Source organism: uncultured Devosia sp. (assembly GCF_964244875.1).
Lineage (GTDB): Bacteria > Pseudomonadota > Alphaproteobacteria > Rhizobiales > Devosiaceae > Devosia.
The window spans coordinates 83,123-97,189 of sequence record NZ_CAXTKA010000003.1 but is presented as its reverse complement, the minus strand read 5'-3'; the positions used below and the strand labels follow the sequence as shown (position 1 = coordinate 97,189).

General features: G+C 64.2%; 11 protein-coding genes. 1 reads left to right on the top strand and 10 read right to left on the bottom strand.

The annotated features are described in order from the left end of the window. Nucleotides 1-81: 81 nt before the first annotated feature. The 8 genes from ACFE8X_RS05165 to ACFE8X_RS05130 all read right to left on the bottom strand — a co-directional run bounded on the left by ACFE8X_RS05165 (nt 82) and on the right by ACFE8X_RS05130 (nt 9,760). Nucleotides 82-963 (bottom strand): nucleoside hydrolase, encoded by an 882-nt coding sequence (locus ACFE8X_RS05165; protein ID WP_375450382.1) that lies wholly within the window; start codon nt 961-963, stop codon nt 82-84. Next, nucleotides 950-2,758, bottom strand: a complete 1,809-nt coding sequence (locus ACFE8X_RS05160; protein WP_375450580.1) for an adenine deaminase C-terminal domain-containing protein — start codon at nt 2,756-2,758, stop codon at nt 950-952. The genes ACFE8X_RS05165 and ACFE8X_RS05160 overlap by 14 nt, the downstream gene beginning before the upstream one ends. Nucleotides 2,759-2,909: 151 nt before the next feature. After that, nucleotides 2,910-4,292, bottom strand: a complete 1,383-nt coding sequence (locus ACFE8X_RS05155) for a M20/M25/M40 family metallo-hydrolase (RefSeq protein ID WP_375450381.1) — start codon at nt 4,290-4,292, stop codon at nt 2,910-2,912. Next, nucleotides 4,289-5,614: an amidohydrolase family protein gene (locus ACFE8X_RS05150; RefSeq protein WP_375450380.1), complete on the bottom strand. Its 1,326-nt coding sequence runs from the start codon at nt 5,612-5,614 to the stop codon at nt 4,289-4,291. The genes ACFE8X_RS05155 and ACFE8X_RS05150 overlap by 4 nt, the downstream gene beginning before the upstream one ends. A 184-nt stretch (nt 5,615-5,798) precedes the next feature. Continuing rightward, nucleotides 5,799-6,869, bottom strand: coding sequence for an ABC transporter ATP-binding protein (locus ACFE8X_RS05145; protein WP_375450379.1), 1,071 nt, complete (start codon nt 6,867-6,869; stop codon nt 5,799-5,801). Nucleotides 6,870-6,878: 9 nt separating this feature from the next. After that, nucleotides 6,879-7,670 carry an ABC transporter permease gene (locus tag ACFE8X_RS05140; RefSeq protein ID WP_375450579.1) on the bottom strand — a complete coding sequence of 264 codons (792 nt, stop codon included), beginning with the start codon at nt 7,668-7,670 and terminating at the stop codon, nt 6,879-6,881. Continuing rightward, nucleotides 7,667-8,491: an ABC transporter permease gene (locus tag ACFE8X_RS05135; RefSeq protein WP_375450378.1), complete on the bottom strand. Its 825-nt coding sequence runs from the start codon at nt 8,489-8,491 to the stop codon at nt 7,667-7,669. Before ACFE8X_RS05135 ends, ACFE8X_RS05140 begins: the two co-directional genes overlap by 4 nt. A gap of 231 nt (nt 8,492-8,722) precedes the next feature. Then, the gene (locus ACFE8X_RS05130) at nt 8,723-9,760 is read right to left on the bottom strand and encodes a PotD/PotF family extracellular solute-binding protein (RefSeq protein ID WP_375450377.1); all 1,038 of its coding nucleotides are present in this window, start codon (nt 9,758-9,760) and stop codon (nt 8,723-8,725) included. 196 nt (nt 9,761-9,956) lie between these two features. Here ACFE8X_RS05130 and ACFE8X_RS05125 point away from each other — a divergent pair, with 196 nt between their 5' ends. Next, the gene (locus ACFE8X_RS05125; protein WP_375450376.1) at nt 9,957-11,813 is read left to right on the top strand and encodes an adenine deaminase; all 1,857 of its coding nucleotides are present in this window, start codon (nt 9,957-9,959) and stop codon (nt 11,811-11,813) included. A 1-nt stretch (nt 11,814) separates the two neighbouring features. Here the strand turns inward: ACFE8X_RS05125 and ACFE8X_RS05120 are convergent, their stop codons facing one another. Next, nucleotides 11,815-12,402 carry a HupE/UreJ family protein gene (locus tag ACFE8X_RS05120; RefSeq protein ID WP_375450375.1) on the bottom strand — a complete coding sequence of 196 codons (588 nt, stop codon included), beginning with the start codon at nt 12,400-12,402 and terminating at the stop codon, nt 11,815-11,817. Between the two features lie 67 nt (nt 12,403-12,469). Further along, nucleotides 12,470-14,044, bottom strand: coding sequence for an amidase (locus ACFE8X_RS05115; RefSeq protein WP_375450374.1), 1,575 nt, complete (start codon nt 14,042-14,044; stop codon nt 12,470-12,472). Between the last annotated feature and the right edge of the window lie 23 nt (nt 14,045-14,067).

Genomic DNA, 14,067 nt, shown 5'->3' with positions numbered 1-14,067 from the left:
GATGGAGCCGAAAATTATCAGTCGGCCCCTTCTCCCCTCGTGGGAGAAGGTGGCGCGTAGCGCCGGATGAGGGGGATGGCGTCAAGCCAGGCCATTGGCGAGTAGCTTCAGCGCGGCGGCCACATCGATGCCCATGGCAATCTTGACCGGTAGAGGGCCTTCCAACAAGGCGCCTGGATCGTCGCGCAGATCGACCGATACATGCCGCGTTTCGACCTCGAACAGCTCCGGCGCGAGGGCCAGCAGCATGACGCAGGGGTCGTGCAGGGGGCGGCTTTCGCGGCCGTCCTGGAAATAGGCGGAGATCAGGTCGGCAGCGGCGGTGCCGGCGATGGTGCCGCGGAGGGATTGCACATAATCGAGGCCGGCGCGGACCTTGCGGGTGACGTCGAGCGGGATGAGGGTGACATCGAGGTCGGCGCGCAGCACGGCATCGGCCGCCTCGGGATCGGCGGCGAAATTGAATTCGGAGCGGGGGCCGACATTGCCTTTGTCGGTCACGACGCCGCCCATGACGATCAGGCGGCCGATGCGGCGGGCGGCGTCGGCGTGATCGCGCAGCAGGAGGGCAATGTTGGTGAGCGGGCCGAGGGCCAGGACATCCACGCTTCGGGCACGGGCGGTGCGCAACTGGTCGGCCATCCAGAACGGTGCGTAACCATGCGGAATGGCCAGGGGTTCGGGTAAGGCCACGCCGCCTAGACCGTCATTACCATGGATGGCGGCTTCGTCGATGCTGGGGCGGGCCAGCGGGTCGGCAGCACCGGAAATGACGGGAATGTCGGGGCGGCCGAGCAGCGCCAGGAGGCGGCCGGCATTGCGCGTGGTGACATCGATGCCCAGATTGCCGGCGACCGTGGTCAGCCCGATTACGTCGAAGTGGCCGCTATTGAGCGCGAACAGGATCGCGACCGCATCGTCCAGCCCGGGATCGGTATCGATGATGACGCTACGGCTGGTCATAGAGCGGCAGCAGGGTCATTTCGGGCACCTTGACCAGTCCCATGTCGGTGATGCGCAGTTCGGGGATAACCGACAGCGGGATCAGGTTGAAGCCCATATAGGGAATGGTGCAGCCGGCCGCTTCCCAGGCGCGCTTGAGCGCGACGTTTTCGGTCGCCACGTCATGGACCCGCTTGTCCGACAGGAGGCCCGCGATCGGCAGGCCGACAAACGCAGTGACCCGGCCGTCCTGCACCACGACGATGCCGCCCTTGGCCTGCTGGATGGTTTCGAGGGCCAGCGCCATGTCGGCTTGGTTGGTGCCTGCCAGGATGATGTTGTGGCTGTCGTGGCCGACGCTGGAGCCGACCGCGCCGTTCCGGATGCCGAAATCCTGCAGCAGGCCATGCGCGACGCCGCCTTGGGACTTGCCGTGGCGCTCGATGATGGTGACGAAGCTCAGCGAGTGTTTTTCAAGGAGGCTCGACCAGTCGTTGGCAGGCTCGAGCGCGACTTTACGATGCGGCAGCACGATGCCGGGCAGTTCGATGCCGATGGCGTTGGCGACAACCGGCGCGGTCGGCAGGTCGGGGGTCAGCTTGAGGTTCTCTGGTGTGTGGACGGTGTTGTAGGCTGCTTCCGGGTAGCGGTAGCGCTGGTTGAGCGTGTCCTCGAGGATAGGGGTGACCTGGCGGCGGTCGATCACCAGCGCGCCGCCATACCAGGTGCTTTGCGGGAGCATGGCATCATCGAGCAGGACCAGGTCGGCGCGGCGACCGCCGCCGAGACCGCCGATCTCGTCGCCGACGCCGAACCGCGTGGCGCCATGCAGCGAGCCCATCGACCAGGCCTGCTCTGGCGTCATGCCGAGGCGGATGGCTTCGCGTACCACCCAGTCGAGACCAAAATTCAGCAAGTCGTCGGCATCGCGATCATCGGTGCAGACACAGAAGCGCTTGTGGCTGGCGCCCAGTTCGGTGATCGGCTTGATGGCCTCGACAATGGAATTCCACGGCGTCGCCGGATTGCCGCCGCGCAGGAACACCCAGATGCCGGCATCGACGAAATCGCCGGAGATCTCGATGTCGATGGCCTCATGGGTGTCGGTGACGCCCGAGGCGGCATAGGGGGCGACGAACTCGCGGCCATAGATGTGCCCCGAGACGGGGCGGCCGCGCTTCAGCGCTTCGGCGATGATGGCATGGGAGCGGGGATCGGCCATGGCGACGGGCACGAAATCCATTTTCTCGCCGAGCGCCACGGCTTCGGGCCAGGCGTCGAACAGCGCGCCGATCTTGTCGGGGGTCAGGTCGCCGCCGGCAGTTTCGAGCTCGGGCGAGGTGGCTGGAACGGTGGACGGGACGGTGAGGAAGATCGACAGGGGCGCCAGGCGCGCGTCTTCGAGCATGGCCTCGACACCGGCGACATCCATGACATTGCCGATCTCATGGCTGTCGCAAAAGATCGTCGTCGTGCCATTGAGCAGTGCCGCCTCGGCATAGGCGCAAGCGGTGACCATCGAGCTTTCGATGTGGATATGCGGATCGACCAGGCCCGGCGCGATGATGCCGCCCTGAGCGTCGTAGATCGCCTTGGGGGCCGGAGCCTTCTTGTAAGTCCCGGCTGGGTGGATGGCCGCAATGCGACCGCCGGCGAGCCAGAGTTCCTTGTCGCTGCTGGTGCGCTCAGAATAGGTCGAGAGCACGCGGGCGCCGGTAATGACGAGATCGGCCGGGGCACGGCCCGATGCGACATCGGCCAGCAGCCGGGTCTGCTGCCAGAGCGGGGCGACGGAAAAACGGGTGAGGGCCATCAGAGTTGTCTCCGGTTGTTGTTTTCACGCGGTGTCATACCGGCGCAGGCAGTTACCCATCCTGAGATGTGGCCAAAGACGGCGATCTCGGGATGGGCCCCGGCCTGCGCCGGGGTGACATCGTGGGTGGGGTTGACTTGGTGATGAGGCAGCGTCATTCGGCAAACGCCGCCAAGATACGCACCCACGAGCGGATGCCTTTGTGGAAGCTGGACAGGTCGTATTTTTCGTTGGGGCTGTGGACGCGGTTGTCGAAGTGAGCGAAGCCGACCAGCAGTGAGTCCATGCCGAGGCGCTTCTTGAACTCGCCCAGGATGGGGATGGAGCCGCCGGTGCCGGCGAGCGCCGCTTCGACGCCCCACTCCTCGGTCAATGCGGCGCGGGCCTTGCCCAGCAAGGCGCCATCGAGGGGCATCGTTTGGGCCGGGGCGCTCGCATAGGCGCGGAACGTTGCCGTGCAATCGGCGGGCAACAGGCTCTGCACGAAGGCACGAAAGCTGGTGCGGATGTGGTCGGGGTCCTGCCCGGCGACCAGGCGGAACGACAGCTTGGCGTGGGCCTCGGCGGGGATCACGGTCTTGAAGCCATCACCGGTATAGCCGCCCCAGACGCCGTTGATCTCGCAGGTGGGTCGCGCCCAGATTTGTTCGAGCACCGAGCGGCCACTCTCACCCGCTGGAACAAACAATCCCACATCGGCGAGAAACCTTTCGGCATCGAAGGGCAAGGCGTCCCATTGCGCCTTGATGGATGCCGGCAGTTCGGACACGTTATCGTAGAAGCCGGGAATGGCGACGCTGCCGTCATCGTAGCGCAGCTTGCCGATGACGGTGCCCATGAGTTGGACTGCATTGCGCGCGGCGCTGCCGAACATGCCCGAATGCAGGTCGCGATTGGCGGCGGTGATGGTGAATTCCTCGGACACGAAACCGCGCCACATGGTGGTGATCGCGGGCGTATGGCGGTCCCACATGTCGGTGTCGCAAACCAGGATCACGTCGGCCCGCAGATCATCGGCATTGGCCTCAAGGAACGGGCTGAGCGAGGGGCTGCCGGCCTCTTCTTCGCCCTCGAAGAGCATCGAGATGCGGATCGGCAGCGATCCGGTAACGGCCTTGAAGGCGCGGCAGGCCTCGATGAAGGTCAGCAACTGGCCCTTGTCGTCCGAAGCGCCGCGACCCAGGATGAAAGTTTCGCCGTCGGGTTGCGGGGCCAGCGATGGCTCGAAGGGTGGCGTGGTCCAGAGCGACAGTGGATCGACCGGCTGCACGTCGTAGTGGCCGTAGAACAGCACATGCGGGCCGGAGGCCTGCGGACCGTGCGCCACCACCATGGGATGGCCTGCCGTGTCGCGGACGAAGGACGCAAAATCAAGCGCGCCCAGTTCATCAGCCAGCCATTGGGCGGCGCGGCGGCAATCAGCCCCGTACTGCGCTTCGGTGGAGATCGAGGGAATGCGGATCAGTTCGAACAGCCGTTCCAGGCTGCGCTCGAGATTGGCATCGACAAAATCGAGGACGTCTGTCAGGTCGGTCATGGGGCTGTCCCGTCGATGCGGATGATTTCGGCGTTGAACTGCGCCGCGATCTGCAAGGCGTCACGCAGGGCTTTTTGCGGATCGATCGTTTGCATCTGCCGGTCGCGCATCAGCCAGGCGCCGGCCACCATGGTATCGGTGACATCGCTCGGCAGGGCCGCGAAGACCAGGGCAGAATAAGGATCGTAGATCGGGTGCAGCCGGGGCGCGGCAAGGCTGACCCGGATCAGGTCGGCCTGCTTGCCGACCTCCAGCGAGCCGATGGATTGCGCCAGGCCGAGCACTTTAGCGCCCTCGATGGTTGCCATGCGGACCACGGTGGCCGCTGCCAGCGGCGCGCGGGATTTGCCGCGCAGCTTGGCGAACATCGACAGGGGTGCCAATTGGGCGAACAGGTCCAGCGTATTGCCGCTCATCGGCCCGTCAGTGCCGATGCCGACCGGAATGCCCGCCTGGCGGAGCGCTTCGACACGGGCAATGCCACGACCGGCCTTGCCGTTGGAGCGGGGATTGGTCGATACGCCAACCTGGGCCGCGGCCATCAGCGCGATGTCGCTATCGCTCAGATGCAGGCAATGCGCGCCGATCAGGTCCGGCTTCAGGAGTCCGGACCGGTGCACCACCTCGACGCTGGATTGACCATGGGTATCGCGGGCCCAGTGCACTTCCACATCGCTCTCGGCGAGGTGGATCTGCACGATCACGCCGGGATGATCATCAGACCAGCGCGCGATCCGGCTCATCATTTGCAGACCGGTGGAGTAGGGCGCGTGGGGCGCGATCGACGCGGTCACGAGGCTATGGCCGGCGAACTCGTCGGCCAGTTGCTCGGCCAGCGCGAAGCCCTCATCGAAGGTCTGGTGGTCGGGGGCGTTGAAATCGGCCAGGGTCTGCCCGACCACGGCGCGCAGTCCGGCCCCGGCGGCGACCCGGCCCACTTCGGTCTCGTGGTAGTACATGTCGGCGACGCAGGTCACGCCGCCCTGGATCATCTCGAGGGCCGAGAGCGCCGAGCCGGCGCGGACCATTTCGGCGGTCACGAACTGGCGTTCGAGCGGCAGGATGTAGCGGTAGAGGCGATCGTCGACATCTTCGGCCAGGCCACGAAACAGCGACATGGCCATGTGGCAATGGGTGTTGACCATGCCGGGCATGACGATGTCGCCGCCGCAATCGATGATTTCGGCGTTTTCGATTGTCGGCGGGGTGCCGGAGCCGAGGGCGGTGATGGTGGTGCCCTCGATCTGCAGCCAGCCCGGATTGTGGGTGGTCATGGCTGGGTCGATAGTGAGGAGCCAGGCATTGGTGAGGAGGATGGTCATGGGTAAGTTTCGGCTGGCATCGAGCAGTCACCCCCTCCCTCTTCCCCCATCAAGGGGGAGGTGTCTCTCCACTCGTGGGACTGAATCGAATTCAATTGAGACTCGGTCCAATTCAACCCACCGGCAGACACCTCCCCTTTGATGGGGGAGGCAGGGAGGGGGTGATTCACTTGATACCGAGCCATCAAACCGCCGCCTCCGGCGCCAATATCGTGCACTGCTCCGGCACCGGGACGAGGCGAGCACCGGCTCCAATTTCCAGCGGCCGGGTCAAGGGGCCATTGGCGGTGAGCGGACCAGAAGGGGTCTCGCACTGATATTGGTAGGCACGGCCGAGATAAGTGCGCAGGCCCAGTGTCGCCGGTATTCCTGTTTGGCTGGCTGCGTCGCTGACGGCAAGGCCGTCGGCACGGCAGGCTAGAATGAAGCTGTCCGGGATGGTGCCGAAGTCGTCCTGCGACAGCTCCAAGTGTACACTGCCGCCGGCCTCGGCGGTGATCCGAGCGCCGTCGCGCGCCACGACGCGCATGTCGATCAGGTTTTCAAACCCCACGAAGCGGGCGACGAACGCGTTGGCGGGTCGCTGGTACAGGGTTTCGGGCGTATCGAGTTGCATGATGCGGCCGGCATGCATGATGGCGACCCGGTCGGAAATCGAGAAGGCTTCTTCCTGGTCGTGCGTCACATAGACCGAGGTGGTGCCGTTGGCGCGCTGCAACTGACGGATTTCCACGCGCATGTCCACCCGCAGCTTGGCGTCGAGATTGGACAAGGGCTCGTCGAACATCAGCAGTGGCGGCTCGATGACCAGGGCGCGCGCCAGGGCGACGCGTTGCTTCTGGCCGCCCGACAAGGCTGCCGGCAGGCGGTCGGCGAGCGGGGCGAGGCCGACGCGCTCCAGCATGGCCGTGACGCGCTTTGCCTTGGCCTCACCGGCAATCCCGCGCTGCTTGAGGCCGAAGCCGACATTGTCGGCGACCGACAGATGGGGAAACAGAGCATAGTTCTGGAACACCAGGCCGATATTGCGCTGGTGTGCGGGCAGGCGGGTCAGGTCCTTGCCGTCAAGCTGGATAGTGCCGGAGGTGGGTTCGAGAAAGCCGGCGACGAGGCGCAAGGTGGTGGTCTTGCCGCAGCCGCTGGCGCCGAGGAGAGAGACCAGCTCGCCCTCGGCAACGTCGAGCGACAAATCTTCCAGCACCTTGGTGGTGCCGTAATGGGCGGTGATCAACTGGATGGATAAAGCTTGGGTCACCGGCACACTCTACTTGGCAAAAAAGGTCAGGCCCAGCGTCCGCTCGACCACCGCCATCACGGCAACGGTCAACAGCATCAGCAGCACCGATACCGAGGCGACGGTGGGGTCGAAAAACTGCTCCATATGGGCCAGGATCTGGATCGGCAGCGTCGACATGCCCGGCCCGGTCAGGAAGATTGAAATCGATACGTCGTTGATGGACGTGATGAAGGCCAGGATGAACGCCGCGATCACGCCGGAGCGTACATTGGGCAGCACGATGGTGAAGAAGGTCTTGAGCCGTCGCGAGCCCAGGCTGATGGCGGCCTCTTCGATGGAAAAATCGAACGAAGCGAGCGCGGCACTGATGACCCTCACAACATAAGGCAGCACCAGAAGGGCATGGCCCAAGGTCAGCGACACGAAGATGGGCGCATGAAATTGCGTCGCGACATTCTTGAGCAGGGAAAACCCCAGCACCAGTTCGGGTACCAGGACCGGCAAGACGAACAGGGTCGATAGCCACCCCGGCAACTGGATGCGATAGCGATTGAGGGCATAGGCGGCAGGTACGCCGACCAGCAGAGCGATGCCGGTAGAGAGAATCGCGATTTCAAGACTGGTCACGATGGTGCGGCGGAAGGCCTCGATCTGGAAGATGTTGGTGAACCAGCGCATCGACAGGCCCTGCGGCGGGAAGGTCAAATAGCTGGTGTCACTGAGCGCCGCGCCGAGCACGATGACCAGCGGGCCGACAAGGAAGATGAAGACCAGGACGGTCAGCCCGATCAATACGGGATGAATGGAACGGGTCATCAGACGGCCATCGGATTGAGGCGGCGGGCAATGCGCGTCATCGCCAGGACGATGGCGATGGTGATGACCACCATGATCGCGGCGATGGTGGAGGCGCTGACCCAGTCGAAGGTGACCATGGCTTGCTGATACATCAGCGTGCCCATGACCATCTGCGCTTCGCCGCCGAGCAATTGCGGGGTGGCATAGGCTGTGAAGCTGCCGGTGAAGACGAGGACCGCGCCCACGATCAGGCCGGGAACCGCCAGCGGCAGAATCACCTGCGTGAAAGTGCTCGATGGCTTGGCCCCCAGCGAGGATGCCGCCTGGATCAGATCGTCGGGAATGCCTTCGAGCACGCCAACCAGCGTCAGCACCATCAGCGGCACGAACAGGTACACCATGGCCGTGATGACCGCGCCCTGGGTGTAGAGCATGCTCAGCGGTTCAGCGATCAAGCCGGTGGAGAGGAGGGCGGAATTGATGATGCCGTTCTTGCCCAGGATGATCAGCCAGGCGAAGGAGCGCACCACGACCCCGGTCAGAAGCGGAAAGACGGCAGCGATGATGAGGATGGATTTCAGCCATCCAGGCGAGCGCGACACGACATAGGCGGTCAGAAACCCGATCACTACGGCAATGGCCGTGGTTGCCAGAGACACCTGGATGGTCCGCCACAATACGGTGCGGCGAAAGCCGCTGCTGAAAAAGCCCAGATAGGGCGCCAGCGGCCCGGCCGGCGTCGACAGGGTGGTGACGATCGTGGCGAGGACGGGCAGGACGAGGAACACGACGACGAGCAGGGTCGCGGGAGTGCTCAAGGTCCAGCCGGCGAAGCGTTTCATAGGTGAGGCCTTTGTCGTTTAGCGGCGCGTGCTGGCGGGTCTGTCACTTGTCCAAGGCGTGGCGTCCCCCTCTCCCCTTGTGGGAGAGGGTGCCCGAAGGGCGGGTGAGGGGGCTCGCACGCACTCAGCGCAAGCTGCACGAACCCCTCATCCGGTCCTGCGGACCACCTTCTCCCACAAGGGGAGAAGGGGAGGCCGGTGCGCTTTTAGGGAACGATGCTTATTGGCCATTCAGCCCCCGAACAACTCGTTCCACTTTTCGATCCAGCCAGCTTTGGCGGCATTCATCTGGACGTAGTCGACGCGCTGCAGGCCGGCAATGACGTCGGCGCCATAGGTCCAGATCGCAGCCTGTTCGGGGGTCAGCGTGACGGACTCTACTGCCGGGGCGTCGACGCCCTGCTCGGCCAGAACCTGCTGGATGGCCGGGGTGAGCAGGAAATTGATGAACTGGTAGGCCAGTTCCGGCTCCTGCGCGCCGACTGGAATATTGACCGTGTTGACCGTGGCGATCGCGCCTTCGGAAAGGTCTGCCCATTTGGCGGTTGGCACGGCGGCCTGGATCTGCGCCAGGGTGAAATCCTGGGCGATGGCCGTGGTAATCTCGCCGGTCGAGAACAGATTGATCATCTCGGAGCCGGTATTGTAGTTCTTGACCACGTTGGGCTTGAGCGTTTCGAGCGCCGCGAAGGCGCCCTCGGTGTCGGCATAGGCATCGACGTTGGCATGATCGCCGGCCTTGATCACCACCATCGGCCCGGCGGTCGTGGTGATGCCGGGCAGGGAGAGCGAAGCGGCGAGGTCTTCGCGCCACAGATCGTTCCAGGAGGTGATCGGCGTCGTCACCTTGGCGCTGTCGTAGACAATGCCGACCCGGCCGAGGGTATAGGCCGGGCCATAGCCACCCTGCGGGTCCTTGGCGATATCGTAAAGACCAGCCAGGTTCGGGATTTTCGTTGGATCGATCTTCTGGAACAGGCCAGCCTCGATGCCGGTCTGGCTGAAGCTGTCCGACAGGTAAATGACGTCGACACCCTCGCCATTGCGTATCTGCAGCTTGTTCAGGCGCTCGCCGGCATTTCCGGTTTCAAACATCACTTCGCAACCGCATTGTGCCTTGAACGGCTGGATCAGCAACGCATCCAGCTTGTCGCCATTGAAGCCCCACCATGAAATGGTCAGGGTCTTGGTTTGGGCTATGGCGGGCGTCGCCAGCAAGGCAGTCGCGGCCAGCACGAGCGCCAGGCCATTGACCAGAGTTTTCTGCATTCTGAATTCCTTTGCAGCCCGGTCAACGCCAGGCGGAACAGGTTGATGTCTATGCCTAAACCCAGCCTATTTTTGTGGCGGCTGCCATTCAAGCCCAATAATTGAGCTAGGGTCCATCTAACCGCTCGACAGCACCGGTGCGTCGAACTACCGCTGTGCCGATCCACCCGGCCGAAAGCCTGCCATGAGTGATGCCATGCCTGATGACCTGCTGATCGAAGCGGCGAGCGAGATCGCCATTCGCCAACATCTGGCACTGGTGGCGTTGGGCAAGCGCCGGGCTGATCGCGCCCTGCGGGTCGGGAGACTGCTGGATGTGCATGGACGGCGCTGGCACGAGGACCAGGAGATCGTGATCGCCGGCCGCCGCATTGCCTGGGTCGGGCCGGCGGGGGCCTATCCCGGCACGGTGGACGACCGATTCGAGGAGCTGTCGTTGGCGGCGGTCCCGGGTTTTGGCGAAGTGCACAAGCATATCGAATCCAGCCATCTGACCCCCGAATGGGAAGCCGCGCTGGTCATGCCGCACGGCAACACCTGGACCTGCGAGGCCAGCCACGAGTTTTCAAATGTCGATGGTCCGCACAATCTCGATTTCTGGCTGACGGCGCGTCTTGCCGGGTCGCCGATAAAGATCTTTCCGCTGCCCGGCTCGGCGGTGCCGCCCACCGCCTATGAATGGGGTGGCGGCCACTTCGGCTATGACCAGCAACAAGGTTTCCTCAAGCAGCAGCTCATGGTCGCCGGGCTCGACGAGGTGATGGACTGGCCGGCGGTGTGGAACCCCGACAATCCGTCATACGACCGGCTGTGGGGGATGATTCGCGCAACGTTCGAGCAGCGCGGCGTCATCGAGGGGCATGCCGCCGGCATGCGCGCGATCGACGATATCAACGCCTTTGCCGCAGCGGGCATGGCGTCGGATCATGAGGCCTGGACGCCGGACGAGGTGCGCGACAAATTGCGGCGCGGCTTGTTCATGGAGATCCGGCCGCATTCGCTCAAAGACATCGTGACGGCGCTGCTGGCGGACGGGCAAGAGGAGTGGTCGCAATTTGCGCTTTGCACCGATGATCGGTCCTGCTCGGATACGCTCACGCTCGGCGCGACCGACCACAATGTGCGGCTGGCGATCGAGGCTGGTCTCGCGCCCGAAATTGCCATCCAGCTGGTGACCATCAATCCCGCCCGCCATATGCGGCTGACGCCGTGGGTCGGCTCGATCGCGCCGGGCCGTTTTGCCGATATGGTGTTGCTCAACGATGTGCAAACATTGTCCATCGCCGAGGTCTGGGCCGATGGTCGGCAGGTTTCGCACGGCAAGAGCTTTCTGCCGCCGGTGCCGAAAATCGACTGGCCGGACTGGGCGATGCGGACCATTCATATCGAGCGCCGGATAACGGCGGACGACTTTGCCATCGCTGCCGATCCGGGTCGCGAAACGATGCAGGCGGCGGTATTGCGGCCATTCCATTGGGCCGACGATTTCATCACCATGCAATTGCCGGTGCGTGACGGCGTGGTGCAGCGCGACGAGACGCGCAACGTCACCAAATTCGCCATCGTCGACCGGTTCTCGGGGCAGGGCAAAACCGCCAGGATGTTCTGGCTCGGTACCGGACCACGGACGCCCGATACGGCGCTGGCGTGCTCGCTCGGCCATGACAAGCACAATATCTGGACCGTCGGGTCATCCGATGCGGCCATGGCGCAGGCGGTCAACGCCTTGCGCGAGATGCAGGGCGGCTGGGCGCTGGTGCGCGACGGGCGGCTGGTGTCGACGGTGCGCTATGAAGTGGGCGGGCTCATGAGTTGTCGACCGGCCGCCGCGCTCGATGCCGAGATGCAGCAGCTTTATGCCGAAGGCGCCAAGATCGACTGGATGTTCGAGCCGACCTATTCGCCGCGCTGGTGGCCCGGCTTTCCCGAGCGCCTGGCGTTCGCCACGCTGACCTGCGCGCCCTGGCGCTGGGTGCTGGTGGCGCCATCGCCGCTGGCGCCGGAGGGTTTTGTCAATGTCGCGACCGGGCAGACGCACCCGATCGTCTGGTAGGTCAGACCCAACCCGACAGCACGCCAATGCCGCCGATCGCGAAGACGCCGCCGGCAATCCGGGCGGCGAGCCGGCCATAGCGACCGATCAGCTTGGTGCCAAGCAGCGCCGCGCCGATACCCGTCACATGCAGCACGGCTGTCGCCGCGACAAAGCCTGCCGCATAGAGGACGCCGCCGCCATCGGCCGGCATTTCCGCGCCATGGGCATGCCCGTGAAAGAGCGCGAAAACGCCAACGAGCGTCATCGCGCCAACAACCGGCATGGGCCGTCCCAATGCCGCAGCGCCACCGATGACGATGCTGGACAGTGCTATGCCCAACTCCACGAAGGGCACGTCGATCGCACTCGCGCCGAGCAGGAAACCGGCGATCATCATCGCCACAAAACTGAGCGGTACCAGATAGAGTGCGCGGCCACCCAAAACAAAGGCGAATATGCCGACTGCCACCATGGCCAGGATATGATCGATGCCGCCCAGCGGGTGCTCGAAGCCGTGCAGCAATCCCGCCGCATGGCTGATGTCGGGATGCGCGAAGGCTGCGGTGGGAAACAGCAAGGCGATGATGGTGATCGGCAGTCTGCGCATGATGTCCTCTCGGGAGCTGCGGCCCCGGTTCTTCTGTCTGGTGAGTGCCCAAGTCCGGGCAATGCCGTCATTTGGGCTGCGATGTTCCGGTATACATCGTTTCCTCCAGCACGGGAACGATCCGGTGCCGGCTGGCCTGCTCGTAGTCATAGGCGTAGCCAAGCAATTGCGCCTCGCTCCACATCGGCCCAACCAGGATCAGCGCAAAGGGCGAGCCATTGGCGAAGCGGCCGGCCGGGACCGTAACGCCGGGTAATCCGGCAATATTGATTTCCGACACCGTTGTCGATGGATAGTTTTCGGTGCCGAAAATGCCAGGCAGCTCGGCCGACATCTGGGGAAAAATCAGCACATCCAGATCATGCTGCTTCATCACGCTGTTGAACGTCTTGAGGTAAGCCGTGCGTGCCGCGAGAAATTCACTGAGGTCGGGCGGCAAAGCCGGGTTCTCCAGCGACTTTTTCAATATCGGCTGAACCAGGTGCATGCCCAGCGGGCCCTCGGGCGAGAACGGATTGACCGCCAGCAGGGCGGCAAGAGCGTTCAGGCTGTTGGCCTTGGCCGATGGACCCATGCGGCGCAGGAAATTGTCGAAATCATGCGGCATCGATTCAAGGCCGCGCTGATCGAACTCCTCGCCCGATGCCAGCCTGACGAAGTCGGTGCCCAGAAATGGATCATCGACCAGGACGGCGCCGCGCGCTTTCACTTCGGCAATCGCAGCGTCGTAAAGCGTTTGTGCTTCGGCGGATAAGGCCTGCGTCCGCCAGCCTGCGCCATAAAGGCCGACGCGGGCGCTGTTGAGCGCGGTCGGGCTCAGCCTGCTCGCATAACCGCCTTCGGGGATCATGCCGATCGAGGCGACGGTCTTGGGATCTTCGCTCGTATAACCCGCCAGCACGTCGAGCAGCAGCGCTGCATCGGCGACGGTTCTGGCGTGTGGACCCACCACGTCACGGGTCGAGCCCGCGAGCGGCGCTACCCCCGTATTGGGGATCAGCGCGAACGTCGGCTTGACGCTGACCAGGCTTTGCGCGGCGCCCGGGTTCTGGATCGAGCCGCCGGTCTCCTCGGCCAGTCCGACTACCGCAAAGCTTGCGGCAATCGCTGTGGCCGTGCCGCTCGAACTGGCGCCGGGCGCAATGGCGCGATCGACGGCATTGTAGGTTGGGCCGTCCCAACTGGTATTGGCGCGGGTGCCGTCGCGGCTGAAAGCGGGGATATTGGTCTTGCCCAGGATGACCGCACCAGCGGCCTTGAGCCGAGCCACCACCGGCGCATCGTATTCCGGCATCAGGTCGAACCCACCGGCCACGCTGGCCAATGGCGCCCAGCCGGCTGTCGAGGGCAGGCCGACGAAATCCATCGCCTCCTTGATGACGACGGGCACGCCGGCCAGCGGACCGAGCTTTTCGCCGGCGGCGCGACGCGCGTCGATCGCCCTGGCATCAACCAGCGCATCCGGGTTCATGAAGGTAAAGGCGTTGTAGTAAGGCTCATAGCGCTCGATGCGGGCAAGAAACGCCAGCGTCAGCGTTTCCGAGGTGAAGCTGCCATCGGCGAACCCCCGCTGCACGTCGGCGATGGTCAGTTCGACAACATTGATTTCCGCTGCAGCGGTCGTCTGGACTAAGGCGTTCATGTGCAAGACCCTTGGAGAAACGG